This window comes from Leucobacter rhizosphaerae, from assembly GCF_022919175.1.
Lineage (GTDB): Bacteria > Actinomycetota > Actinomycetes > Actinomycetales > Microbacteriaceae > Leucobacter > Leucobacter rhizosphaerae.
This window is the reverse complement of the sequence record NZ_CP095043.1, coordinates 2057011-2081592: the sequence shown is the minus strand read 5'-3', so window position 1 is coordinate 2081592 and position 24582 is coordinate 2057011. Positions and strand designations below refer to the sequence as shown.

The window sequence follows — 24582 nt, the reverse complement described above, 5'->3', positions numbered from 1 at the left end:
TGCAGAGTGGAGGTCGTGCGGAGCCGGGGCGCGACCCGGGCTACGGCGTGAAGACGGGTGCCGGGGTCGCAGTGGGCGCCGGGGTCGGAGTGCTGGCACCGGCCCGGCTCTTGAACGAGCGCAGCCGGAGGCTGTTGCCGACGACGAACACACTCGAGAACGCCATCGCCGCACCCGCGAGCATGGGATTGAGGAGGCCCAGAGCCGCGAGGGGAATCGCGAGCACGTTGTAGGCGAAGGCCCAGAACAGGTTGCCCTTGATCGTGCCGAGCGTGCGGCGGGAGAGGCGGATCGCGTCCGCGGCGCTCCGGAGGTCGCCGCGCACGAGCGTGATGTCGGAGGCCTCGATCGCCGCGTCCGTGCCCGTGCCCATCGCGAGGCCGAGATCCGCCTGGGCGAGTGCCGCCGCGTCGTTCACGCCGTCGCCGACCATGGCCACGACCTTGCCCTCCGACTGCAGCCGCGTGATGACGTCGGCCTTGTCGGCGGGCAGCACCTCGGCGAACACCTCGGTGATCCCGACCTCGGCGGCGATCCGGCTCGCGACCGTGTGATTGTCCCCGGTCAGCAGGATCGGCGTGAGCCCGAGCTCCCGGAACTGCGCGATCGCCTCGGCGCTCGTCGGCTTCACCGTGTCGGCGACCACGAGCAGGCCGCGGATCTCGCCGTCCCACGCCACGAGCACGGAGGTCTTCCCCTCCTGCTCGGCGGCCTCCTTGCGGCGCTGCAGCTCCGCATCGGGGGCGATGGCCCAGTCGTCGAGCAACGCCTGCCGTCCGACGAGCACCGCGCGCCCGTCGACGACGCCGCTGATCCCCGAACCGGCGAAGTTCTGGAAGCCCTCGACCTCGGGCAGCATCTCCTCGAGCTCCTCGGAGGCGCCCTTGGCGATCGCCTGCGCGATGGGGTGCTCGGAGGCGTCCTCGACCGCGCCGGCGAGGCGCAGCAGGTCACGGCGATCCGTGCTCGGCGTGGTGACGACGTCGACGAGCGTCATGCGACCGGAGGTCACCGTGCCGGTCTTGTCGAGCACGATGGTGTTCACCCGGCGGGTGGATTCGAGGATCTCCGGTCCCTTGATCAGGATGCCGAGCTGTGCGCCGCGCCCCGTGCCCACGAGCAGGGCCGTCGGGGTGGCGAGGCCCAGCGCGCACGGGCAGGCGATGATGAGCACGGCGACCGCCGCGGTGAACGCGCTCGCCGCCGGGAATCCGGCACCCAGCCAGGCGCCGAGCGATCCGATGGCGATGGCGATGGCGATCGGCACGAAGATGCCGGAGACCCGATCCGCGAGCCGCTGCACCTCGGCCTTGCCGGACTGCGCGTCCTCGACGAGTTTCGCCATCTGCGCGAGCTGGGTGTCGCTGCCGACCCGCGTCGCCCGGATGACCAGGCGACCGCTGGCGTTGACGGTCGCACCGGTCACGGCGTCGCCCGGCCCGGCCTCGACCGGCACCGACTCGCCCGTGAGCATCGAGGCGTCGATCGCCGATACCCCCGAGACGATGACCCCGTCGGTCGCGATCTTCTCCCCGGGCCGCACGATGAACTCGTCGCCCACGGAGAGGTCCTCGATCGGGATCCGCACCTCTGCGCCGTCGCGGAGCACGGCCACGTCCTTCGCACCGAGCTCCAGCAGGGTGCGCAGCGCGGCCCCGGCCTGGCGCTTCGAGCGCTTCTCGAAGTACCGCCCGGCGAGGATGAACATCGTGACCCCGGCTGCGACCTCGAGGTAGATGTTCGCGGCGCCATCGGTGGGGGCGATCGAGAGCTCGAACGGGTGGGTCATGCCGGGCACGCCCGCCGTGCCGAAGAAGAGGGCGAACAGCGACCAGATGAACGCGGCCGTGGTGCCGAGGGACACCAGGGTGTCCATCGTCGCGGCACCGTGGCGGAGGTTCATCCAGGCGGCGCGGTGGAACGGCCAGGCGCCCCAGACGATGACGGGGGAGGCGAGGGCGAGCGACGCCCACTGCCAGTAGGTGAACTGCAGTGCCGGGATCATGGCCATGAGGATCACCGGCACGGAGAGCACGATCGACCCGATGAGCCGCTGGCGCAGGGCCACGAGCTCGTGGTCCACCGGCTCGCCGTCGTCCTGGCGATCGGCCGCGGCGACCTTCGGCTTCGGGAGCTCCGCCGAGTAGCCGGTCTTCTCGACCTCGGCGATGAGCAGCTGGGGGTCGAACGTCGCGGGGGCGACCACCTTGGCCTTCTCCGTCGCGTAGTTGACGGTCGCGACGACACCGTCGAGCTTGTTGAGCTTCTTCTCGATGCGCATCGCGCAGGAGGAGCAGGTCATGCCCCCGATGCTGAGTTCGTAGCTGCTCTCCGACGCGTCCTGCGTCAGTGCTGATGTCGACATGTGCGGGCCTCTCTGGGGCTGGGGACGGGTGGACGCCCGGCTCAGTGGCCGGACTCCCCGTCGTCGTGGCCGTCGTCGGTGGTGGTCGTGGCGGGGGCCTCGGCCGGGGCCTCGTCAGTGGTGGTGTGGGTGCTGGACGTGTCGGCGGAATCTTCCGCGGTGCCCGCGGTGCTCAGCACGAACTCGGCGGTGTGCACCTTGCCGTCGACCTTGAAGTCGAAGTACAGGAGGTAGCGGCCGGCGGTCGGCGCCTCCGTGGCGAAGTCGACCGCGGGGCCGGAGAGCTGACCCGGCTCGGGCTCGGCGCCCTCGGGGTGCACGTGGAGGTAGGCGAGGTCGCCGTCGCGGAGGGCGACGAGGTGGCCGAAGGCGCCGAGGTACGGCTCGAGGGTGGTGACCTCTTCACCGTCCTTCGTGACCTCGAGAGCGAGCGTGGAGCTCCCGCCGACGGGGAGGTCCCCGGTGAGGGTGACCACGTAGTCGCCGGTCGTGGCCTCACGGACGTCGTCGCTCGCCGGAACCGGGGTGAACTCGCCGCCGACGTTGATCGTGCTCGTCAGGGTGATGCCGCTCTCGGAGTCGCCGGGGGTGAAGTCCGCGAAGATCCGATAGGTGCCGGCCTCGGCCCAGGTCCAGGGGAGCGACCAGGTGCCCGCGTCGTCGATCTCGGGGTGGACGTGACGGAACTCGCTGCCGTCGGCGCGCACGACGATGAGGTGCAGATCCTTCTCGTGCTCCTCCGTGTACTCCGTGAGCGCGACCCCGTCCGCGTCGCGAACGCTGAAGCTCAGCGTGCCGTCCTCGTCCAGCGCCTCCGGGGCGGAGACCTCGCTGAGCTGGTACCCGCCCTGCGACATCGAGAGCCCGGGCAGCGCGGTCTCGGCCGCGCCCTCCTCCGCGCTCGCGGTGCTGTGCGCGTCGTGCGCATCCTCCGTGGCGGCCGCGCGCTCGGCGACCACCGATTGCGGCACCAGCACCCCCGCGGCCACGAAGGCGAGGCCGAAGACGGCGACGAGGCCCGCACCGTAGAGGCTGAGGCGCAGTGAGGTCTTCATGGGGATCAACTCATTTCGAGGGGGTCGATGGTGCCGAGAGGGTCGACGTGCGGGCGGGGGTCAGCGGGTCAGACGCGCTGGGCCGAGTACCCGGCCTCTTCCACGGCCTCGAGCACGGCGGCATCCGCGGCCGGTGCGTCGGAGCCGGTCGTCACGACGAGCCGACCGGTGGAGGCGCTGACCTCGATGCCGGAGACGTCGGCGATCTGCCCGACCTCGCTGCGGATCGCGCCCTCGCAGTGTCCGCAGGTCATTCCGGTGACCTGGTACTCAGTGGTTGCCATGGTGTGCTCCTTAGGGTGGATGGGAGAAACAACGAGTGCTTCCGATGCCCCAACTATACCCCTGGGGGGTATCGAGCACAAGGGGTTCTCGAGTTGACCCGTGATCCCCCGGCGACGCGATACGCTCGACGTATGGAACGAGCAGCGCTGTCGGTCGGGTTCGTCATGCTGCACACGTCGCCGCTCGACGTGCCGGGCACGAAGGACGCGGGCGGCATGAACGTGGTCGTGCGGGCGCAGGCCGATGCCCTCGCTCTCGCGGGTCACCGCGTGGTCATCTTCACGCGTCGGGCCGACGGAGCCGCCCCGGCCGTCGTCGAGCTCGCCTCGGGGGTCACGGTCGTGCACCTCGACGCCGGCCCGGCCCGCGTGATCTCGAAGGGCGAGCACGAGGAGGTGATCGAGGACTTCGGCCGCGCCCTCGCGGCGGCCCTCGAGCGCGATCCGGTCGACCTCCTGCACGCCGAGCACTGGTTCTCCGGCATCGCCGCGCTCGGGACCGCACGCGCCGCCGGGATCCCGCTCGTGCAGAGCTACCACTCGATCGCCGCGGCGCCCGACACCCCGCTCACCGAGGGCGAGCGGCCCGAGTCGCCCGGGCGTCTGGCGGGGGAGCTGCTGCTGGCGCACGAGGCGGATCTCGTCATCTCGGTGAGCGAGGCCGAGCGTCGCACCGTGCTCGAGCGCTTCGACGCCGATCCCGCGCGCGTCCGGGTCGTGCCCCTCGGCGTCGACACCGAGCTCTTCCACCCCTGCGAGGGGCGGGAGTGCGAGGAGCGCCGCGACTGGCTGGATCGCGGTGGGCGCCCGGAGGTGCTGGTCGTCGGCCGGTTGCACCCGCTCAAGGGCTTCGACCTCGCGATCGACGCCGTGGCCGCGATTCCCGCGGAGGATCGGCCCGCACTCCGGATCGTCGGCGCGCCGCCGCCCGACGGCGACGACTACGTGCGCGGCCTGCACGAGGCGGTGCTGCAGCACGGCATGATCTCGACGACCTCGTTCGACGGTGCGCTCCGGCGCAGCGAGCTCGCGGAGCGGATCCGTCGCGCGGCCGTCGTGCTCGTGCCCTCGCACTCGGAGACGTTCGGGCTCGTCGCGCTCGAGGCCGCCGCCTCGGGGGTGCCCGTGATCGCCCGGAACACGGGCGGTCTGCGCGAAGCCGTGGTCGACGGGGTGACGGGGGAGCTCGTGACCGGTGACGAGCCGGCCGACTGGGCGCGCGCGATCACGAGGCTGCTCGACGACACCGCGCGCGCGGAGCGCATGGGTGCGGAGGCGCGACGCCACGCGCTCAGCCGCAGCTGGGATGCGTCGGCCGAGCGCCTGCTCGAGGTCTATCGCGAGTTCCTCGCGACGCGATAGCGCGTCGCGCTCGCCGCAGGGCGACTACTTCGCGACGAGTGTCGTCTCGAAACGGTAGAGATCGGGCCGGTAGCAGTGGTGCCCGAACTCGACGGCCTTGCCCGAGTCGTCGAACGCGACGCGCTCCATGGTGAGCAGGGGGCCGCCCCGAGCCGTGTCGAGCAGATCCGCCTCATCGGCGTGCGCGCGCCGCGCACTGATCGACTGGTTCGCGATCCGGATCGTCACCCCGCGTGCGCGCAGCAGCTGGTAGAGACCCTTCGCGTTGAGGTCCTCCTCGGTGAGGTCCGTGTACTCGAGCGGCAGGTAGTTCTCCAGGATCGCGACCGGCGATCCATCGGTGCCGCGCAGACGGCGGATCCGGAGCACATCGCTGCCCACCGCGACGCTCAGCTTCTCCGCGATCGTCTCGTCGGCGGGGATCACCTCGTGGCTCAGCACGCGGGTGCTCGGCTCGTGGTGCGTGCGCTCGAGATCCTCGAAGAGGCTCGTGAGCTCGACCGGGCGGCTCACCTGCCCCTGCACCACCTGCGTGCCGATGCCGCGGCGGCGGACGAGCAGGCCCTTGTCGACGAGCTCCTGGATGGCGCGCCGCACCGTGGGGCGCGAGAGGCCGAGCTTCTCGCCGATCGAGATCTCGTTCTCGAGACGGGCGCCGGTCGGGATGCGACCCGAGCGGATCGCCTGCTCCAGGCGGCTCGAGACCTGGTAGTACAGCGGGACCGGGCCCGTGCGATCGAGATCGGTGAAGAGTTCCTCCGGCCAGACTGGCGTCGCGCTCACGGCATCCTCTTCCCGTCCGCCTCGTCGATGCGGCTATGTATCGACAATAATACGTGTTATCCCGCGGTCGCACGGTTCTCGCTCCTTGTGATATTGTTAGGACATATTGGCCTCAGGGTGCGCCGCCGATGTCACCCCTGACCTGAAGGGCGACGAGTGAACCATGACTGACCGCACAGAATTCGATGTACTGGCCTTCGGCCGCCTCGGCGTCGACGTGTATCCGCTGCAGGACGGGGTCGGCCTCGAAGACGTCGAGACGTTCGGCAAGTACCTCGGCGGCAGCGCCGCGAACGTGTCCGTCGCGGCCGCGCGCTACGGCCGATCGAGCGCCCTGATCTCCCGTGTCGGCGACGATCCGTTCGGCCGCTACCTCGTGCGCGAGCTCGGCCGCCTCGGCGTCGATCCGCGCTACGTCGCCACGGACGGCGACTTCCCCACGCCGGTCACGTTCTGCGAGATCTTCCCGCCCGACGACTTCCCCCTGTACTTCTACCGGAAGCCCAAGGCTCCGGATCTGCAGGTCACCGCCGCTGAGCTCGACCTGCAGGCCGTGCGCGACGCGCGGATCTTCTGGTTCACGCTCACGGGCCTGAGCGAGGAGCCGAGCCGGGCGGCCCACCACGCGGCCCTCGAGGCCCGCGCCGGTGCGACGCACACGATCTTCGACCTCGACTACCGCCCGATGTTCTGGGAGGATCCCGCCGAGGCCACCGCTCAGGTCGCCCGGGCCATCGAGCACGTCACGGTCGCCGTCGGCAACCGCGAGGAGTGCGAGGTCGCCGTCGGCGAGACCGAGCCCCTGCGCGCCGCCGACGCGCTGCTCGAGCGCGGTGTGGAACTCGCCATCGTGAAGCAGGGCCCGAAGGGGGTGCTCGCGAAGACCCGCGACGAGGCGATCGAGGTGCCGCCGCACTTCGTCGACGTGATCAACGGACTCGGCTCCGGCGACGCGTTCGGCGGCGCCCTCTGCCACGGCCTGCTCGAGGGCTGGGACCTCGAACGGATCCTCCGCTTCGCGAACGTCGCCGGCGCCATCGTCGCGACCCGCCGCGAGTGCTCGACCGCCATGCCCGACGCTTCGGAAGTCGAAGCGATCCTACAGAAGGGCGCGTGACATGACCGCTGCTCCCGTACCGACCGCCGAGGACTTCGCGAACCTCCGCCGTCTCCGTGCCGAGGATCCCGCCGCGATCGGGGAGGCGCTGGCGTCGCGCCGCCGCCGCTCGGTCACGCAGGGCGACGGCCGCCTGTTCATCGTCGCCGCGGACCACCCCGCGCGCGGCGCCATCGCCGTCGGCGCCAACCCGACCGCGATGGCGAACCGCTACGACCTGCTCGAGCGGATGGCGATCGCGCTCTCCCGCCCCGGAGTGGACGGGGTGCTGGGCACGCCGGACATCATCGACGACCTCGCGGCGCTCGGCCTGCTCGACGACAAGATCGTGGTCGGCTCGATGAACCGCGGGGGATTGCGCGGCGCCTCGTTCGAGCTCGACGACCGGTACACCGCCTACGACGTCGACGCGATGGTGCGCCAGGGCCTCGATTTCGCGAAGACGCTGATCCGGGTCGATCTCGACGACGCCGGCACCGCCGCGACGCTGGAGGCGACCGCACGCGCGGTGAACGCCGCCGCCGCAGCCCAGCTGCCGATCATGCTCGAGCCGTTTATGAGCCGCCGGATCGACGGCAAGGTGGTGAACGACCTCACGGCAGAGGCCGTGATCCTCTCCACCGCCATCGCGTCGGGTCTCGGCAACTCGAGCGCCTACACCTGGATGAAGCTCCCGGTCGTCGACCAGATGGAGCGGGTGCTCGAGGCCACCACCATGCCGACCCTGCTCCTCGGGGGTGACAACGGGGGCGACCTCGACGACATCTTCGCGACCTGGCAGGCGGCGCTCGCGCTCCCCGGCGTGCGCGGCCTCACCGTGGGGCGCACGCTCCTTTACCCCGCTGACGGCGACGTCGCGGCAGCGGTCGACACGGCCGCGCGCCTCGTCCACACCGGGCTCTGATCCGGGTCCCCACTTTCCACTCGCCGCACCACACGAAGGACACCTCATGAGCACCGAATCCACCACCGTGATCCCCCACTGGATCGACGGCGCCCGTCGCGTTTCGACCCACGGCCGCACCGCCCCCGTCTTCAACCCCGCCACCGGTGAGGTGCAGGCGCAGGTGGCCCTCGCCGACGAGGCCGAGATCGCCGAGGCCATCGCCTCCGCGCACGCCGGCTACCTCGTGTGGAGCGAGTACTCGATCGCGAAGCGCCAGACCGTCATCTTCGCGTTCCGCGAGCTGCTGAACGCCCGCAAGGGAGAGCTCGCCGAGATCATCACCCGCGAGCACGGCAAGGTCCTGTCCGACGCGATGGGCGAGATCCTCCGCGGCCAGGAGGTCGTGGAGCTCGCCACCGGGTTCCCCCACCTCATCAAGGGCGCCTTCTCGGAGAACGCCTCGACCGGCATCGACGTCTACTCGATCAAGCAGCCCATCGGCGTCGCCGCGATCGTGTCGCCCTTCAACTTCCCCGCCATGGTGCCCATGTGGTTCTTCCCCGTCGCGATCGCGGCCGGCAACGCGGTCATCCTGAAGCCGAGCGAGAAGGATCCCTCCGCGGCGCTCTGGATGGCCGAGCTGTGGAAGGAGGCCGGGCTGCCCGACGGCGTCTTCACCGTGCTGAACGGCGACAAGCTCGCCGTCGACGGCCTGCTCACCGCACCCGAGGTCGCCTCGATCTCGTTCGTGGGCTCCACCCCGATCGCGCAGTACATCTACGAGACCGCCTCGAAGCACGGCAAGCGCGTGCAGGCCCTCGGCGGCGCGAAGAACCACATGCTGGTGCTGCCCGACGCCGATCTCGACCTTGTCGCCGACCAGGCGATCAACGCCGGCTACGGTGCCGCGGGCGAGCGCTGCATGGCGATCTCGGTGGTGCTCGCGGTCGAGCCCGTCGCGGACGAGCTCATCGTGAAGATCCAGGAGCGGATCGCGAAGCTCCGGATCGGCAACGGCGCCTCGACCCCCGAGCCCGACATGGGGCCGCTCATCACGGACGTGCACCGCGACAAGGTCACGGGCTACATCGACATCGCGGAGCAGGACGGCGCGACCATCGTGGTCGACGGCCGCGGTCTCCAGGTGGAGGGCCACGAGAACGGCTTCTTCGTCGGCCCCACGCTCATCGACAACATCCCCACCACCTCCCGCGCCTACACCGAGGAGATCTTCGGCCCGGTGCTCGAGGTCGTGCGCGTGCAGTCCTTCGACGAGGGCGTCGCGCTCATCAACTCGGGCGCCTTCGGCAACGGCACCGCGATCTTCACGAACGACGGCGGCGCCGCGCGCCGGTTCCAGCACGAGATCCAGGTCGGCATGATCGGCATCAACGTGCCGATCCCCGTGCCCGTCGCGTACCACTCCTTCGGCGGCTGGAAGGCCTCGCTGTTCGGCGACGCGAAGGCGTACGGCGTGCAGGGCTTCGAGTTCTTCACCCGCGAGAAGGCGATCACGAGCCGCTGGCTCGATCCCGCGCTGCACGGCGGCATCAACCTCGGCTTCCCGCAGAACGACTGAGCACCGCCGCATCCCAGGAGGGCACGACATGACAGAGCAGCGCTGGTTCCATCGCCGCGGCGACCTCGCCGAGGGCGGCTGGGAGACGGTCGTCGACGAGCGCACCGCCGGGTGGGAGCACACCGGGGTGCGCGTGGCGCGACTGTCGGAGGGGCAGTCGATCGAGCTCTCCGGGACCGGGGTCGAGCGGCTGATCGTGCCGCTCGCCGGCTCGTTCTCGGTGGCGCACGCCGCAGCGGGTGACGCTTCCGCCGCCACCACGACCCTCGCCGGCCGCGCCTCGGTGTTCGCCGGCCCGACCGACGTGCTCTACCTGTCCTCCGATTCCACGGGCACCGTCACCGCGACGTCGCCCGGTGAGAGCCGGTTCCTCGTGGCGACCTCGCCCACCGGCATCGTGCGCCCCACGCACTACATGCCGGTGGACGAGGTGCCCGTGGAGCTCCGCGGTGCGGGGGCCTCGAGCCGTCAGGTGCACAACTTCGGTCGCAAGGAGTCGCTCGACGCCGCGCGTTTCATCGTCGTCGAGGTGATCACGCCGGCCGAGAACTGGTCGTCGTACCCGCCGCACAAGCACGACGTGCACACCCCGGGCCATGAGTCCGAGCTCGAGGAGATCTACTACTTCGAGGTGGCCCCGACACGGGAGGCTCCCGCGGAGGTCGGCGAGGAGCACGCCTTCGGCATGTTCAGCACGTATTCCTCGCCCGCGGGTGACATCGACATCGACGCGCGGGTCTTCACCGGCGACGTCGCGCTCGTGCCCTTCGGCTACCACGGACCGGCGGTCGCGGCACCCGGCTACGACATGTACTACCTCAACGTCATGGCGGGCCCGGATCCCGAGCGGACCTGGCTCATCAGCGACGATCCCGCGCACGGCTGGGTGCGCGACACCTGGGAGGGGCAGGAGCTCGACTCCCGACTCCCGTTCACCGCAGATCCCGCAACGGAGGGCGCAGCATGACCGCACGACGGATGACCGTGAGCCAGGCGCTCGTGGAGTTCCTGGCGAACCAGTGGACCGTGGACCGCGACGGCTCCGGCGAGAACGGCGTCGGTCGAGAGATCCGGGAACGCACGATCCCGGGCATGTTCGGGATCTTCGGCCACGGCAACGTGGCCGGCATCGGCCAGGCGCTGAAGCAGGCGAACGTGGACGACCCCGAGCTCATGCCCTACTTCCAGGCGCGCAACGAGCAGGCCATGGTGCACCAATCGGTCGGCTACGCCCGCATGCACCGTCGCCGGGGCACGTACGCCTCCGCCGCCTCGGTCGGCCCGGGCGCGACGAACCTGCTCACCGGCGCGGCACTCGCCACGACGAACCGGTTGCCCGCGCTGCTGCTGCCGAGCGACACCTTCGCGACCCGCGTCGCGGATCCCGTGCTGCAGCAGCTCGAGCAGCCCCACGATATCGGGCTCACCGTGAACGATGCGTTCCGCCCCGTGTCCAAGTTCTTCGACCGCGTGCAGCGCCCCGAGCAGCTGTTCTCGGTCGCGCTCGCCGCGATGCGCGTGCTGACCGACCCCGCCGAAACCGGTGCGGTCACGATCGCGCTGCCGGAGGACGTGCAGGCGGAGGCGCTCGACGTGCCCGCCGAGTTCTTGCAGCCGCGCGAGTGGCGGATCCGGCGTCCGTTGCCCGAGCGCGACGCGCTCGCCGCAGCGATCCGCGCGATCCGCGCCGCGAAGCGCCCCGTGATCATCGCGGGCGGCGGGGTGCTCTACTCCGACGCCGAGCGTCAGCTGCAGGCCTTCGTCGAGGCGACGGGGATTCCGGTCGGGTCCTCGCAGGCGGGCGGCGGTGTGCTGGCCTGGAATCACCCCCAGTACCTCGGCGGCGTCGGGGCGACGGGCACCCTCGCTGCGAACCGCATCGCCGTGGAGGCCGACCTCGTGATCGGCATCGGCACGCGCTACAGCGACTTCACCACCGCGTCGCGCACCGCGTTCCAGCACCCCGGCGTGCAGTTCGTGAACATCAATGTGGCGTCGTTCGACGCCTACAAGCACGGCACGCAGATCCCCGTGATCGCCGATGCCCGCGAGACGCTGCTCGCGCTCAGTGAGGCGCTCGCCGACTACCGGATCGACGCCGAGTACGCCGCCGTCATCGCGCGGGAGAACGCGGCATGGCACGCCTCCGTCGACGTGGCCTTCGAGCCGTCCGGGCTCGCACTGCCCGGCCAGCCCGAGATCATCGGCGCCGTGCAGGCCGCGAGTGCTCCCGAGGATGTCATCGTGCAGGCGGCGGGATCGCTGCCGGGCGATCTCCACAAGCTGTGGCGCGTGCGGGATCCGCTCGGGTACCACGTCGAGTACGCCTACTCCTGCATGGGGTACGAGATCGCGGGTGGTCTCGGCGCGAAGCGCGGGCTCGTCGCGGCGGGTGACGACCGCGACGTCATCGTGATGGTCGGCGACGGCTCCTACCTGATGCTCAACACCGAGCTGGTGACCGCGGTCGCCGAGGGCATCAAGATCATCGTGGTGCTGATCCAGAACCACGGTTACGCGTCCATCGGGCACCTCTCGGAGACCGTGGGCTCGGAGCGCTTCGGCACCTGGTACCGCGAGTACGACGAGTCGGCGAAGAACTTCCAGGGCGAGCAGGTGCTCCCCGTCGATCTCGCGATGAACGCCCGCAGCTACGGCATCGACGTCATCGAGGTCGAGCCGGGCCCGGACGCGATCGCGGAGCTCAGCGCCGCGGTGGCGACGGCGAAGGCGTCGGATCGCGCCACGTTCATCCACATCAACAGCGACCCGCTCATCTACGCGCCCGACGGCGACGGCTGGTGGGACGTACCCGTGCCCCAGACGTCGACCCTGCCGGCGACGCAGCGCGCCCGCGCGGAGTACGAGGCGCAGGTCGCCGCCCAGAAGCCGCTGCTCGGGTAGGCGCGCGGGGCGATGCGTGGACGGCTCCCGCGCGCCCTCGGCATTCGTGCAGAGATCTGCGTTCCTGCTGAGGGTGTATGGCCATCCGATCAGCAGGAGCGCAGATCTCTGCGTGGGGGCGCGTTGCTGCAAGCCCGTGAGCCCCGCCTGCACGCCGTGCGCCAAGTGCCAGGTGCCAGGTGCCAGGTGCCAGGTGCCAGGTGCCAGGTGTCGAGTGCCGGGTGCCGCTGAACCCCCGCCAGATCTGCTTGCCTCCCAGAAATCATCGGCTAGACTATGGCCTATTGTCATATCAAAGTTCCACCGTCACCGGATGGGCATGACCTTCGAACAACGGAGTTTGTAGAGTGAACACCAGTCAGCCCGAGAACCCCGGCCTCCGCATCGGCACCGCCCCCGACTCGTGGGGCGTCTGGTTCCCCGACGACCCGAAGCAGGTGCCCTGGCAGCGCTTCCTCGACGAGGTCGTGCAGTCGGGTTACGAGTGGATCGAGCTGGGCCCGTACGGCTACCTGCCGACGGATCCGCACCAGCTGGAGGACGAGCTCGGATCCCGCGGCCTGAAGCTCTCCGCCGGCACCGTCTTCACCGGCTTCCACAAGGGCGAGGACGAGTGGCAGCGCGCCTGGGATCAGGCGCTCGACGTCGCGGGGCTCGCCTCGAAGCTCGGAGCCGAGCACCTCGTGGTGATCCCGGACCTCTGGCGGAGCGACGCGACGAGCGAGGTGCTCGAGTCCCGCACGCTCGACGACGCGCAGTGGCAGAAGCTCGCCGCCGGGCACGACCGGCTCGGCAAGGCGCTGCTCGAGGAGTTCGGCATGCAGCAGCAGTTCCACTCGCACGCCGACAGTCACATCGGCACGACTCGCGAGGTGCTGCGGTTCCTCGACGAGACCGACCCGCGCTACACGAATCTGTGCCTCGACACGGGGCACTTCGCCTACTACGGCGGCGACAACGTCCAGCTGATCGAGGATCGCCCCGAGCGCATCGGGTACCTGCACCTCAAGCAGGTGGATCCGTCGCTCCTCTTCGACGTGCTGAAGAACGACGTGCCGTTCGCTCAGGCCGTCGCCGAGGGGATCATGATCGAGCCGCCGCACGGGATTCCGGATCTCGGCCCCGTGATCGAGGCCGTCGCGAAGATCGACCCCGAGATCTTCGCGATCGTCGAGCAGGATATGTACGGCTGCGACGTCGACCGCCCGTTCCCCATCGCGCAGCGCACGCGCGAGCACATCTTCGGGTGCACGCATTTGGCCAGAGTTTCATGAGCACGAAGGATCCAACCATGACTGCAGACCTCCGCATCGCCGTCGTCGGCGCCGGCATGATGGGCGCCGATCACATCAAGCGCATCACCCACCGCATCTCGGGCGCCCGGGTCTCGGCGATCGTCGAGCCCGACGCCGGCCGTGCCGCGGCCGCGGCCGCGAACGCGCCGGGATCCGCCGCCTTCACGAGCATCGAGGAGGCGATCGCGGCCGGCGCCATGGACGCGGTGCTCATCGCAACTCCGGGCCAGTTCCACGCGCCCGTGCTGAAGCCCGCCCTCGACGCCGGGCTCCCGATCCTGTGCGAGAAGCCCCTCACGCAGGATTCCGTCTCGTCACTCGAGATCCTCGAGCTCGAGCAGCGCCTCGACCGGCCGCACATCCAGCTCGGCTTCATGCGCCGCTTCGACACGGAGTACCAGGCGCTCCGCGAGCTCGTCACCTCGGGCGAGAGCGGCGACCTGCTCATGGTGCGCGCGCTGCACCGCAATCCCACCGTGCCCGACACCTACACCGAGGACATGCTCATCACCGACTCGGTGGTGCACGAGTTCGACGTGGTGCCGTGGCTCGCGGGATCGCCGATCGTGAGCGTCGAGGTGAAGCACCCGCGCCGCAACTCGCTCGCCCCCGAGCGCCTCCGCGAGCCGATCCTCGTGATCATGGAGCTCGAGAACGGTGTGCTCGTCGACGTCGAGATGAACGTGAGCGTGCAGTTCGGCTACCAGGTCGCGACCGAGGCCGTGTTCGAGCGCGGGATCGCCCGCATCGGGCAGCCGTCGGGACTGCAGCGCTGGGACGCGGGGTTCTTCCGCGTGAAGGATCACGAGAGCTTCACCACCCGCTTCGCGACCGCGTACGACGCGCAGATCCAGCGCTGGGTCGATGCAGTGCGCCGCGGCGACCTCATCGACGGCCCGAACGCCTGGGACGGCTACCTCGTCGCCCTCTCCTGCGAGGCGGGGGTGCGCGCGCTGCACGACGGCGGCATCGTGCCCGTCCTGGCCCCCGAGCGGCCCGCCTTCTACGCGTAAGCACGAGCCTCAGCCCCCACGATCCTCACCCCGCGAAGGAGTGCCCGCATGGTCCGCATCGCCCTCGACCCCACGCCCTACAACGACTCGATCCGGCTGCTCGATATCCCGGATCACGTCGCGCGACTCGGCTACGAGTACCTGCAGCTGACGCCGAACCCCGACTTCGGGCGGCACTTCCACTATCCGAAGCTCGACAGCGAGCTCATCGCGCAGCTGAAGAAACGTGCGAAGGACGCTGGGGTGACGATCACCTCGGTGCTGCCGGTGCAGCGCTTCGGCGGGCCGGAGCCGCACCAGGTGGAGGCCGCGATCTTCAACACGACGCGGTACATCCAGATCGCGGCCGAGCTCGAGGCGCCGATCGTGAATACCGAGTTCTCCGGGCGCCCCGAGCGCGAGGAGGAGTCGGAATACGCCTTCTACCGCTCGATGGAAGCGCTCATCCCGGTGCTCGAGCGCGAGGGCGTGACGCTGAACTTCGATCCGCACCCCGACGACTTCGTCGAGGACGGGCTCGAGGCCTGGCGGATCATCCGCGGCCTCAACTCGCGGCAGGTCGGCTTCGTGTACGTGGGCTCGCACACGTTCCACTACGGCGATCGCGCGGCGACACTGCTCCCCGAGATCGGGGATCGGCTCGGCGCCGTCTACGCCGCCGACACCTTCGACCACACGCGATCGAACGGGCTGCGCTACATCACGAACCCGCCCGGCAACGCGGTGCGGGTGCACCAGCACTTGCGCATCGGCGACGGCGACGTGGACTGGGCGGAGCTCTTCGGGACGCTCCGGGCGACCGGGTACCTGGATCGCCCCGACGCGCTCATCGTGTCGAACGTGTTCGCGGAGGACGAGTACGCCGACGAGGTGTCGAAGTTCCAGCTGCAGCGACTTCGGGAGCTGGTGGCCGGGGGCTGATCCCGCACCCAATAGGCCGGCGCTGACCCGGACGCCGGGTCGGGGCGCCTGATCGGCTACCGCTAGAACAGCAGCAGGTAGAGCGCGCCGAGCACCGTGACCACGAGCACGGCGGACTCGAACACCCGCTGCGGCACGCGCCCGGCGACCCAGCGACCCGCGAAGGCTCCGGCGATGACCCCCGGGATCAGCAGGGCGTCGAGCAGCAGGCTGCCGCCGTCGATGAGGCCGAGGCCGACCGAGAACGGCAGCTTCGCGACGTTGATGATCGCGAAGAACCAGGCCGCGGTGCCGAGGAACTCCTTGACCGGGAACCTCGCGGCGAGGAAGTACATCGACATCACCGGGCCGCCCGCGTTGGCGACCATGGTCGTGAAGCCGCTGAGGGATCCGTAGCCGATGCTCGCCGCCCGGCTGCCCCGGGCGCTCGCTCCGGCCCCGCGGCCCTGCGAGATCCAGCGGCGCCAGACCGTGAAGAGCACCACCATCAGCAGGATACCGCCGATCACACGGCGCACCCACCCGTCGTCGGCGAGTGCGAGGAACACGGTGCCGAGCACCATGCCGCCCACGACCGCGGGTGCGAGACGCAGGATCGTGGGCCAGCTCGCGTGGGCGCGGTACGACCAGACGGCGAAGATGTCGCCGACGATGAGCAGCACGAGCAGCGCGCCGGTGGACTCGCGCGCCGGCATGAGCGCGGCGAAGATCGCGATCGAGACGGTGTTGATGCCGGGGAGCGCCGTCTTCGAGAACCCGACGATCACCGCGGCGAGCCCGAGCAGCGCCCACGCGAACGCGGGAAGCTCGGGCAGCAGGGAGGTCACCCGACCACCCTACGCCCTCGGCACCGGAGTTTGTCCTTTTGATAGGACATTGTTAGGCTCGCGGGAGCGCGTGGCCGATCCGGTGCGCGGGACGAGGGAGTCAGGATGACCGCACAGACCACGGGACGCGCGCCGTCGCTGCCCCCGCTCACTGATGGCCCGCATCGGCGACGGCTGGGTGTGGTCGCGCTCATCGCGACGTTCGGCGGCCTGCTCTTCGGCTACGACACCGGGGTCATCAACGGGGCGCTGCGGCCCATGGCCGCGGAGCTCGGCCTCAACGCCTTCACCGAGGGGGTGGCGACGAGCTCGCTCATCTTCGCCGCCGCGCTCGGAGCCATGGCGGGCGGCCGTCTCTCCGACGGTTGGGGGCGCCGTACATCGATCATCCTGCTCGCCGTGCTGTTCTTCGCGGGCACCGTCCTGGTGGTCGCCGCACCGGGACTCGGCGTGCTGGTCGCCGGGCGCGTGCTGCTCGGTCTGGCGGTCGGCGGTGCCTCGACCGTGGTGCCGGTGTTCCTCGCCGAACTCGCGCCGTACGAGATCCGCGGATCGCTCGCGGGGCGCAACGAGCTCATGATCGTCGTCGGGCAGCTCGCCGCGTTTGTGATCAACGCGATCATCGGCAACACCCTGGGACACCTCGACGGTGTGTGGCGCATCATGTTCGCGATCTGCGCGATCCCCGCGATCGTGCTGTTCTTCGGCATGCTGCGAATGCCCGAGTCGCCCCGGTGGCTCGTGGATCGCGGCCGCGAGACCGAGGCCCTCGCCGTGCTGCGCTCGGTCCGCTCCGAGGCCCGCGCCGATGCCGAACTCGCCGAGCTCACCGCGAACGCGCGCGCCGAGCAGCAGCGGCACGCATCGGGCTGGCGCGCGATCGTCCGCAACCGCAACCTGCGCAAGATCCTGCTCATCGGCATGGGGGTCGGCATCGCCCAGCAGCTCACCGGCATCAACTCGATCATGTACTTCGGCCAGACCGTGCTCGTCGAGTCGGGCTTCGACGAGAGCGCGGCGCTCATCGCCAACATCGCGCCCGGGGTCATTGCCGTTGTCGGTGCGATCATCGCCCTCGCCATGATGGATCGCTTCGATCGGCGGAAGACCTTTATCACGGGCTTCACCCTCACCACCGTCAGCCACCTTCTCATCGGGGTGTCGTCGATGCTGCTTCCCGTCGGCAACCCGATCCGCCCGTACGTGATCCTCGTGCTCGTCGTGGTCTTCGTCGGATCGATGCAGACCTTCCTGAACGTCGCGGTGTGGGTGTACCTCTCGGAGATCTTCCCGCTGCACATGCGCGGGCTGGGCATGGGGGTCTCCGTGTTCATGCTCTGGATCAGCAACGGGTTCCTGTCGCTGTACTTCCTGTCGCTCGTCGAGGCGGTCGGGATCACCGGGACCTTCTTCCTCTTCGCCGCGGTCGGGGTGATCGCGCTGCTCTTCGTGTGGCGCTGGGTGCCGGAGACGCGCGGGCGCACGCTGGAGGCGCTCGAGGAGGATGTCACCACCGGCGTCATCTACGCTCAGCGGTAGGGCCGAGCGGGGCGTCGCGAAGGGCGTCGCGGCTCGGTGGTGCTGGGCCGGGCGAGCGAGAAGGGGCAGGGATGCGGATCGGATTGGTGGGATTTGGTGTGGGCGGGCGGGTGTTCCACCTGCCCTACATCCAGGCGGCGACGGAGTGGGAGCTCGTCGGGGTGGTGGCGCGCTCGCCGCAGCGGATCGCCGAGGTCGCGGCGGCGCTGCCGGACACCCCGGTCTTCGCTTCCCTCGACACGCTGATCGATGCGGGCGTCGACGCGGTCGTGATCACGACCCCGCCGGAGACGCGGCGCGAGCTCGTGCTCTGCGCGCTCGAGCGCGGCGTGCACGTGGTGGCCGACAAGCCGTTCGCGCCCGACGCCGACACGGCGCGCGAGCTGATCGCCGCGGCGCAGCGCGCCGACCGCACGTTGACGGTGTTCCAGAATCGGCGCTGGGACACCGACCTCGTCACGCTGCGAGGCGTGCTCGCCTCGGGCCGGCTGGGCGAGGTGTGGCGCGCGGACTTCGCCCTGGAGCAGGACGACCGCTCGGTGCTCGAGCAGGGGCCCGAGGGCGGGCTGCTGCGGGATCTCGGCGCGCACGTGGTGGATCAGCTCACCCAGCTCTTCGGGCCGGTGGAGCAGGTCGACGCGCACCTGGACTGGGTGGGCGCGGGCGATGCTCGGGTCGACGTCGGGTTTGTGCTCGGGTTGCACCACGTGGGCGGCGTGTTCTCCACGGTGTCGGCGAGCAAGGCGGCCCGGCGCGAGGACCGCCGAATGATCGTGATCGGACGCGAGGGGTCGTACGAGTCGCACATGCGCGACGTGCAGGTCGAGCAGCTCGCTGCCGGCCTGCACCCGGCGACGGCCCCCGAGTGGGGCGTCGAGCGCGAGGATCGCTGGGGTGTGCTGGCGGTCGGGGACGGCCGGGAGCCCGTGCCCTCGGCGCGCGGCGACTACACCGAGTTCTATCGGGACCTGCACGCCGCGATCGCCGACGGACGCGAGCCCTCGGTGCGGCTCGCCGAGGCGCTGCACACGGTGGCCGTGCTCGACGCGGCGCGCGAGAGCGCGGTGCGCGGCGAGGGCACGGGGCTCGGTGAGGGGGTTCTGCCCCGGGCGTAACCGAATCGTGACCCCGCGGAACCGGCGCGAGCACTGGGATCCCGCGCGAGCTGGACCCAGGTCTATTGCGTCGCCCACGCCGGCCCGGGATTCTGAACGGTGAGCCGCGACTCTGCGTGTCTCTGTTCGTTCGGGGGGATGAACCATGCTGCACCACACCGACACCGTGCGACCGATCCGGCTGGCGGGCGTCGCACTGCTCGCCGCCGCGGGTCTGCTCCTCACGGGGTGCACGTCACCCGCGAGCGGCGACACCGACACGAGCGGCGGCGACGCGAGCGCGGAGACCGCGACGGTCACCCGGCCGGCCGCGCCCGAGGGCGAGCTGCCCGAGGACCTGCAGGGCGAACTGCAGGCCGCGCTCGACGAGGTCATGGCCGAGTACGGGGTGCCCGGCGCGGCCGCGGGCGTCTGGATCCCGGGCGAGGGATCGTGGACCACCGCTGCCGGCCTCGCGAGCATCGAGAACGACCTCGAGGTGACGACCGACATGCAGTGGCCCATTCGCAGCATCACGAAGTCGTACACCGTGACCATGCTCCTCCAGCTCGCCGACGAGGGCGAGCTCAGCCTCGACGACACCATCGACCAGTACGTCGACGGGGTGACGAACGGCGACCAGATCACGCTGCTGCAGCTCGCGAACATGTCGAGCGGCAACGGCGACTACGTCAACGAGGCGTTCCTCGAGGAGTTCCAGAAGGATCCCGACAAGGTGTACACGCTCGAGGAGCTCAACAGCTTCGCGGTCGGCCTCGAGCCGCAGTTCGCGCCCGGCGCGGAGTACCGCTACACCAACGCCAACACGAACCTCATCGGCGCCGTCATCGAGGAGGTCACCGGGAAGCCCTACGCGGAGGTGCTGAACGAGCGCATCCTCGAGCCCCTCGGCCAGACGGGCACGGCGTACATCACCGACGTCTCCGACTGGGCCGAACCGCACCCCGTCGGATACTTCGTGGAGAACGGCGAGGCCACGCCGCAGCCCGAGAACCCCTCGATCCTGGGCGCTGCCGGATCGATGTTCTCCACGCTCGACGACGGCCGGGTGTGGGCGGAGACGCTCGGCACCGGCGCGCTGCTGCTGCCCGAGACCCAGGAGCTGCGGGCGCTCGGCAACCCGATCCCGACGCCGCCCTACGATCGCTACGCGGTCGGCATGGGCGAGACGGGGGACTGGTTCGGGCACAACGGCGAGGGACTCGGCTTCACCGCCGCCACGTTCCACAACACCGAGACCGGTGCGAACATCGTCGTGTACATGAACGAGTCGAACAACCCGGCCGCCCACCCCGCGGACCAGGCCTTCCGCGCGCTCGCCGCAGTCCTCGAGACCGGCTCGGGCCAGTGATCCTCCGATCCCGCGCCGCGTCGACTCGCCGCGCGCGCGGGCGCGGCCCGGGCGCCGCCGCGGTGGTGAGCGCGGGCGCCGTCATCGCGGTCGCCGCGCTCGTCGCGGGCTGCAGCCCGGGGGCTCCGGGGCTCGGACCCACCAGCGCCGCGGGCGATGCGGGATCCCGGATCACCGACGTACCGGGCCTGCCGGACGCGGCACTGGACGTGATGAACCAGCCGGAGTTCGCGAGCGGCCGCTGGCTGATCTCGGTGCAGGACCTCGACACCGGCGAGACGCTGATCGACCTCGACGGCGACAAGCTCGCCGAGCCGGGCTCGTTCGTGAAGACCTACAGCGCCGGTGCGGCCTGGGTGCAGTGGGGGCCGGATCACACCGTCACGACCCCCGTGAAGCAGTCGGGCGCGGTCTCCGGCGGCACGCTCGCGGGCGATCTCGTGCTCGTGGCGCAGGGCGATCTCACCATGGGCGGCCGTACGAAGGCGGACGGCACCGTCGACTTCACGAACCTCGATCACAACGATGCGAACCCGCTTCCGGGCGCGACGCTGACGACCGGGGATCCGCTCGCCGGGCTCGACGAGCTGGCGGAGCAGGTGAGGGCCGCCGGGATCACCGCGGTCTCCGGCGACGTCGTGATCGACGATCGGCTGTTCACCGGGAGCCTCGACGGCAAACCCGTCACCCCGATCGTGATCAACCAGAACATCCTCGACATCCTGATCACGCCGGGTGCCGAGGGGGAGCCCGCAACCGGAGCACTCACGCCGGTCGTTTCCCCGTGGAAGCTCGATCTCCAGGTGGAAACGGTGGCGCCGGGAGCGGAGACCCACATCAGCGATCCGGCGGTGTCCGACGATGACCCGACGACCATCGTCGTCGAGGGCACGATCAACGCCGACAGCGATCCATCGCTGAAGATCTACGAGCTTCCGGATCCCGCGACATTCGCGCGCACGGCGTTCATCGAGGCGCTGGAGCGCGCGGGGGTCGCGGTGTCGGTCGACCCCGTGCGGCCGAACTCCGACGCGGGGCTCGGCGATGCCGCCGCGGTGGAGGCCCTGCCGACCGTGGCGGAGCTGGAGTCGCTGCCGCTCTCCGAAGAAGCGACCTACGTGATGAAGGTGAGCTACAACCGCGGGGCGCAGACGCTGATCTGTCGGCTCGCCGCCGACGCGGGGGAGACGGAGTGCGGCAAGGGCCTGGCGGTCGCGCAGCAGATCTGGGCGGATGCCGGTCTCGACACGCTCGGGGCCTCGCTCGTCGACGGCTCGGGGCTCGCCGGCAACTTCATCACCCCGGAGAACGCTGTTGAGATCCAGACGATCATGTCGAAACGGCCGGATGCCGAGGCCTGGCGCGACACGATGCCGATCCTGGGCGTCGACGGATCGCTCGCCGACGTGCAGAAAGACAGCCCCGCCGCGGGGAAGGTGTTCGCCAAGACCGGCACACTGCTCGGTAGTGACCCCTTCAACGATCGGTTCCGGTTGGTGACCAAGACCCTGGGAGGAGTGATGGACACCGAGGGCGGCCGCCATCTCGCTTTCACTATCATCGTGAACCAGGGCTTCGCCGATGATATCCAGGGCGTCTTCCAGGCGAATGACGACGTGGGCAAGGTCGCGGCGCTGATCCAGCAGGCGTACTAGAGCGCGGGGCTGTCGATGCCGCCCGCGGCGGAGAGGTAGCGGATCACCGCGAGCACCCGGCGGTGGTCGTCGGCGGCGACGGGCAGGCCGAAGGCGCCGTAGATGTTCGAGGTGTGCTGCACGACGGCCTTCTCGGAGGTGCCGAGCCGGGCGGCGATGTGGGCGTTGCTGCGCCCCTCCGCCATCAGCCCGAGCACCTCGCGTTGCCGCGGGGTGAGATCACCCACCGGGCCGAGCGCTTTGCGGGCCCGGGAGACCATCACGGCCACGACCTCGGGGTCGAGCGCCGTGCCGCCCGCCTGCACGCGGTGCAGGTCGGCGACGAAGGTCGGCACGTCCGCGATCCGCTGTTTGAGCAGGTAGCCCACGCCGCCCTCGCGCTGCGCGAGCAGATCGGTGGCGTAGCGGCGCTGCACGTACTGCGAGAGCACCACGACCGCCACCTCGGGGTGAGCCTGGCGGATCCGGAGCGCCGCGACGAGCCCCTCGTCGGTGTGCGTGGGCGGCATCCGGATGTCGGTGATGACGAGGTCGGGTGCGAGCCGCGCGACCTCGACCTCGAGCTCGCTCGCCGTGCCGACGGCGCCCACGACCGCCACGCCGTTGTTCTCCAGTACGTGAGTGAGGCCCTCCCGCAGCAGCACCTCATCCTCCCCGATCACGACCCGCACGGCAGCTCCACTCTCAGTTCCGTCCCCGCTCCCCGCGGGGACACCAGCTCGAACGATCCGCCGAGCGCGTCGACGCGGTCGGCGAGACCCTTCAGCCCCGTGCTCCCCCGCACCGTCGCCCCGCCGCAGCCATCATCCCGCACCCGCAGCTGGAGGGTGCCGTCGCGTCGGGTGAGTTCCACGCCCACCGCACTCGCCCCCGAGTGCTTGACGGTGTTGGTGAGCGCCTCGGCGACGATGAGGTAGGCCGACTGGGCCGTGACCGGGGCGAGGGGGAGATCGCCGATGTCGCTCGTGAGGGTCGCCGGGATGTCGAGTCGGTCGACCAGGTCCTCGGCCGCGACGGTGAGGCCGCGCTCGACGAGGGCCGGGGGCAGCACGGCGTGCACGAGCCGACGCAGGTCGGCGGCGGCGTCATCGAGGCGGTGCCGCAGGGCGGTGGCGGCGGCTGCGGTGGTGGGGGCGGTGGTCGCGGCTGCGGTTGGGGCGGATCCGGATGGGGCGGATCCGGATCCGGACCCCGCATCGGGCCCGTCAGCCTCCGCGGCCGCCGCGATCTGCTGGGCCTCGAGCGCGAGCAGCACCAGTTGCACCTGCAGGCCGTCGTGCAGATCGCGGGCGATCCGGGTGCGCTCGAGGTCGGCGGCCTCGACGATCCGGAGCCGCGAGAGCAGCAGTTCCTCGTGACTCGCCATCAGCGCGGCGGTGAGCCGTTCGCGGTCGACCGCGAGGGCGAAGACCCGTCCCGCGCGTCGCACCGTCTCGGGGTCGGCGATCATGCGCTCGTCGTAGCTGATCGCGCCGACGAGCCGCGCCTCCACCCGGACCTCCTCCCAGCGCCGCGGCGGCACCTGCGCCCGGACGTCGACCTCGACCCCGTCTTCATCGAGGAACACGCGACGCTCGTCCGACCAGTAGGCGAGCCGCAGCGAGTCGTCGCCGAGAGAGCTCGCGAGCACCTGCCCGGCGGCGGTCTGGGCGGCGCCCGGGCTGCCGAGCCAGGCGCTCAGCGCGTCGGCCTCGGCCGTCTGCGTGAAGCGGCCGAACAGCACACCGAGCAGGAAGGCGATCGGGATCGCGGCCAGCACGATCAGCTGCACCACGCCGGTGGCCTCGGGGTCGACGGGGAGCAGGTGCATGAAGTTCGCCGACAGCGGGAGCATGATCACGGCGAGGATCCCGGTCGCGTACACCGGCAGGAGCACCCCGCGGTTGCTCGGGTCCGCCGAGCGGAGTCGCCCGAGCAGGATCACCGCCGTGAGCAGCATCACGGCGAATCCGACGACGCTCTGCACCCACGACGCCACCGTGTGCAGCGTCGTCTGCTCGGGCGGCAGCAGGTAGAGCGGCATCTGCAGCACCAGGGTCACGGCGTAGCCGACGGCCACGGTGAGCTTCGACAGGCGCCCCTGCAGGCGGCCCGAGGGGAAGGCGTGCAGCAGGTGCAGGGTGACCGCGAGCACGGTCGTCGCGAACACAGTGCTGAGCCCCGTGAGCACCGGCAGCCCCAGATTGCCCGCTCCGGCGAAGAACATGGCCACCGCGCCGACGAGCAGGAGCCCGCCGGTGCCGCTCTGCGGACGGCGCCACCACGCGATGATCCCGGCTGCGGCCCAGATCCCGTACACGAGAGTGAACGCCACCGGGATCCAGAACGGTGTCGGCGACTCCGGGGCCGCGCCGGCCGCGAGCTGCAGGCCGCCGAGGGTGAGCGCGAAGAGGCCGATGAGCAGGAGCGCGGCTCGGAACGATGCGCCGCCGCCCGTGCGCAGGCGCGTCGGCATGCGGGGCGGTGCGGGGGTGGGCGTCGGCCCGGGGCTTCGGGTCGGTCCTGGGGCTGGAGTCATGGCGATGGGGTCA

General features: G+C 70.6%; 20 protein-coding genes. 13 read left to right on the top strand and 7 right to left on the bottom strand.

Annotated features, from left to right (window positions below; translation table 11 throughout):
- Positions 1-40 precede the first annotated feature (40 nt).
- The 3 genes from MUN76_RS09555 to MUN76_RS09545 all read right to left on the bottom strand — a co-directional run bounded on the left by MUN76_RS09555 (position 41) and on the right by MUN76_RS09545 (position 3704).
- On the bottom strand, positions 41-2365 hold the full coding sequence (locus tag MUN76_RS09555) for a heavy metal translocating P-type ATPase (protein WP_244684231.1): 2325 nt from the start codon (positions 2363-2365) through the stop codon (positions 41-43).
- A gap of 41 nt (positions 2366-2406) precedes the next feature.
- On the bottom strand, positions 2407-3420 hold the full coding sequence (locus MUN76_RS09550) for a heavy-metal-associated domain-containing protein (protein WP_244684230.1): 1014 nt from the start codon (positions 3418-3420) through the stop codon (positions 2407-2409).
- 68 nt (positions 3421-3488) lie between these two features.
- A complete protein-coding gene (locus MUN76_RS09545; protein WP_244684228.1) occupies positions 3489-3704 on the bottom strand; it encodes a heavy-metal-associated domain-containing protein in 216 nt (71 codons plus the stop codon).
- A gap of 132 nt (positions 3705-3836) precedes the next feature.
- On the opposite strand from MUN76_RS09545, the gene MUN76_RS09540 reads away from it, so the two are divergent.
- Positions 3837-5066, top strand: a complete 1230-nt coding sequence (locus MUN76_RS09540; RefSeq protein WP_244684226.1) for a glycosyltransferase — start codon at positions 3837-3839, stop codon at positions 5064-5066.
- A gap of 24 nt (positions 5067-5090) precedes the next feature.
- Here the strand turns inward: MUN76_RS09540 and MUN76_RS09535 are convergent, their stop codons facing one another.
- The gene (locus tag MUN76_RS09535) at positions 5091-5849 is read right to left on the bottom strand and encodes a GntR family transcriptional regulator (protein ID WP_244684225.1); all 759 of its coding nucleotides are present in this window, start codon (positions 5847-5849) and stop codon (positions 5091-5093) included.
- A 163-nt stretch (positions 5850-6012) separates the two neighbouring features.
- On the opposite strand from MUN76_RS09535, the gene iolC reads away from it, so the two are divergent.
- From iolC to MUN76_RS09495, 8 genes are all read left to right on the top strand, one after another.
- Positions 6013-6966 carry a 5-dehydro-2-deoxygluconokinase gene (iolC, locus tag MUN76_RS09530; RefSeq protein ID WP_244684224.1) on the top strand — a complete coding sequence of 318 codons (954 nt, stop codon included), beginning with the start codon at positions 6013-6015 and terminating at the stop codon, positions 6964-6966.
- 1 nt (position 6967) lies between these two features.
- A complete protein-coding gene (locus MUN76_RS09525) occupies positions 6968-7870 on the top strand; it encodes a Cgl0159 family (beta/alpha)8-fold protein (protein ID WP_244684223.1) in 903 nt (300 codons plus the stop codon).
- A gap of 46 nt (positions 7871-7916) precedes the next feature.
- On the top strand, positions 7917-9431 hold the full coding sequence (locus tag MUN76_RS09520) for a CoA-acylating methylmalonate-semialdehyde dehydrogenase (RefSeq protein ID WP_244684222.1): 1515 nt from the start codon (positions 7917-7919) through the stop codon (positions 9429-9431).
- Between the two features lie 28 nt (positions 9432-9459).
- Complete coding sequence (gene iolB, locus MUN76_RS09515) at positions 9460-10398, top strand: 5-deoxy-glucuronate isomerase (protein WP_244684221.1); 939 nt, start codon at positions 9460-9462, stop codon at positions 10396-10398.
- Entirely contained in the window at positions 10395-12335 is a 1941-nt protein-coding gene (gene iolD / locus MUN76_RS09510; RefSeq protein WP_244684220.1) for a 3D-(3,5/4)-trihydroxycyclohexane-1,2-dione acylhydrolase (decyclizing), read from the top strand. The genes iolB and iolD overlap by 4 nt, the downstream gene beginning before the upstream one ends.
- A 347-nt stretch (positions 12336-12682) precedes the next feature.
- The gene (locus MUN76_RS09505) at positions 12683-13609 is read left to right on the top strand and encodes a sugar phosphate isomerase/epimerase family protein (RefSeq protein WP_244684219.1); all 927 of its coding nucleotides are present in this window, start codon (positions 12683-12685) and stop codon (positions 13607-13609) included.
- Between the two features lie 17 nt (positions 13610-13626).
- The gene (locus MUN76_RS09500) at positions 13627-14643 is read left to right on the top strand and encodes a Gfo/Idh/MocA family protein (RefSeq protein WP_244684218.1); all 1017 of its coding nucleotides are present in this window, start codon (positions 13627-13629) and stop codon (positions 14641-14643) included.
- A gap of 48 nt (positions 14644-14691) precedes the next feature.
- Entirely contained in the window at positions 14692-15564 is an 873-nt protein-coding gene (locus tag MUN76_RS09495) for a sugar phosphate isomerase/epimerase family protein (RefSeq protein WP_244684216.1), read from the top strand.
- Positions 15565-15626: 62 nt separating this feature from the next.
- Here the strand turns inward: MUN76_RS09495 and MUN76_RS09490 are convergent, their stop codons facing one another.
- Positions 15627-16391 (bottom strand): sulfite exporter TauE/SafE family protein, encoded by a 765-nt coding sequence (locus tag MUN76_RS09490; RefSeq protein WP_244684214.1) that lies wholly within the window; start codon positions 16389-16391, stop codon positions 15627-15629.
- A 105-nt stretch (positions 16392-16496) separates the two neighbouring features.
- Between MUN76_RS09490 and MUN76_RS09485 the strand changes: the two genes are divergently transcribed.
- The 4 genes from MUN76_RS09485 to dacB all read left to right on the top strand — a co-directional run bounded on the left by MUN76_RS09485 (position 16497) and on the right by dacB (position 22051).
- Positions 16497-17930 carry a sugar porter family MFS transporter gene (locus MUN76_RS09485; RefSeq protein ID WP_244684213.1) on the top strand — a complete coding sequence of 478 codons (1434 nt, stop codon included), beginning with the start codon at positions 16497-16499 and terminating at the stop codon, positions 17928-17930.
- A gap of 71 nt (positions 17931-18001) precedes the next feature.
- Complete coding sequence (locus tag MUN76_RS09480; RefSeq protein ID WP_244684211.1) at positions 18002-19045, top strand: Gfo/Idh/MocA family protein; 1044 nt, start codon at positions 18002-18004, stop codon at positions 19043-19045.
- A gap of 145 nt (positions 19046-19190) precedes the next feature.
- Entirely contained in the window at positions 19191-20396 is a 1206-nt protein-coding gene (locus tag MUN76_RS09475; protein ID WP_244684209.1) for a serine hydrolase domain-containing protein, read from the top strand.
- Positions 20393-22051 carry a D-alanyl-D-alanine carboxypeptidase/D-alanyl-D-alanine endopeptidase gene (gene dacB / locus MUN76_RS09470; RefSeq protein WP_244684207.1) on the top strand — a complete coding sequence of 553 codons (1659 nt, stop codon included), beginning with the start codon at positions 20393-20395 and terminating at the stop codon, positions 22049-22051. Before MUN76_RS09475 ends, dacB begins: the two co-directional genes overlap by 4 nt.
- Here the strand turns inward: dacB and MUN76_RS09465 are convergent.
- Positions 22048-22722, bottom strand: coding sequence for a response regulator (locus MUN76_RS09465; RefSeq protein WP_244684206.1), 675 nt, complete (start codon positions 22720-22722; stop codon positions 22048-22050). The two genes, dacB and MUN76_RS09465, sit on opposite strands and share 4 nt — an antisense overlap.
- Positions 22710-24569 carry a histidine kinase gene (locus tag MUN76_RS09460; RefSeq protein ID WP_244684204.1) on the bottom strand — a complete coding sequence of 620 codons (1860 nt, stop codon included), beginning with the start codon at positions 24567-24569 and terminating at the stop codon, positions 22710-22712. Before MUN76_RS09460 ends, MUN76_RS09465 begins: the two co-directional genes overlap by 13 nt.
- Between the last annotated feature and the right edge of the window lie 13 nt (positions 24570-24582).

Coding starts and splice junctions, on each gene's coding strand:
- MUN76_RS09555 (WP_244684231.1), bottom strand. CDS start 2,365: ATGTCGACATCAGCACTGACGCAGGACGCGTCGGAGAGCAGCTACGAA.
- MUN76_RS09550 (WP_244684230.1), bottom strand. CDS start 3,420: ATGAAGACCTCACTGCGCCTCAGCCTCTACGGTGCGGGCCTCGTCGCC.
- MUN76_RS09545 (WP_244684228.1), bottom strand. CDS start 3,704: ATGGCAACCACTGAGTACCAGGTCACCGGAATGACCTGCGGACACTGC.
- MUN76_RS09540 (WP_244684226.1), top strand. CDS start 3,837: ATGGAACGAGCAGCGCTGTCGGTCGGGTTCGTCATGCTGCACACGTCG.
- iolC (WP_244684224.1), top strand. CDS start 6,013: ATGACTGACCGCACAGAATTCGATGTACTGGCCTTCGGCCGCCTCGGC.
- MUN76_RS09525 (WP_244684223.1), top strand. CDS start 6,968: ATGACCGCTGCTCCCGTACCGACCGCCGAGGACTTCGCGAACCTCCGC.
- MUN76_RS09520 (WP_244684222.1), top strand. CDS start 7,917: ATGAGCACCGAATCCACCACCGTGATCCCCCACTGGATCGACGGCGCC.
- iolB (WP_244684221.1), top strand. CDS start 9,460: ATGACAGAGCAGCGCTGGTTCCATCGCCGCGGCGACCTCGCCGAGGGC.
- iolD (WP_244684220.1), top strand. CDS start 10,395: ATGACCGCACGACGGATGACCGTGAGCCAGGCGCTCGTGGAGTTCCTG.
- MUN76_RS09500 (WP_244684218.1), top strand. CDS start 13,627: ATGACTGCAGACCTCCGCATCGCCGTCGTCGGCGCCGGCATGATGGGC.
- MUN76_RS09495 (WP_244684216.1), top strand. CDS start 14,692: ATGGTCCGCATCGCCCTCGACCCCACGCCCTACAACGACTCGATCCGG.
- MUN76_RS09485 (WP_244684213.1), top strand. CDS start 16,497: ATGACCGCACAGACCACGGGACGCGCGCCGTCGCTGCCCCCGCTCACT.
- MUN76_RS09480 (WP_244684211.1), top strand. CDS start 18,002: ATGCGGATCGGATTGGTGGGATTTGGTGTGGGCGGGCGGGTGTTCCAC.
- MUN76_RS09475 (WP_244684209.1), top strand. CDS start 19,191: ATGCTGCACCACACCGACACCGTGCGACCGATCCGGCTGGCGGGCGTC.
- MUN76_RS09460 (WP_244684204.1), bottom strand. CDS start 24,569: ATGACTCCAGCCCCAGGACCGACCCGAAGCCCCGGGCCGACGCCCACC.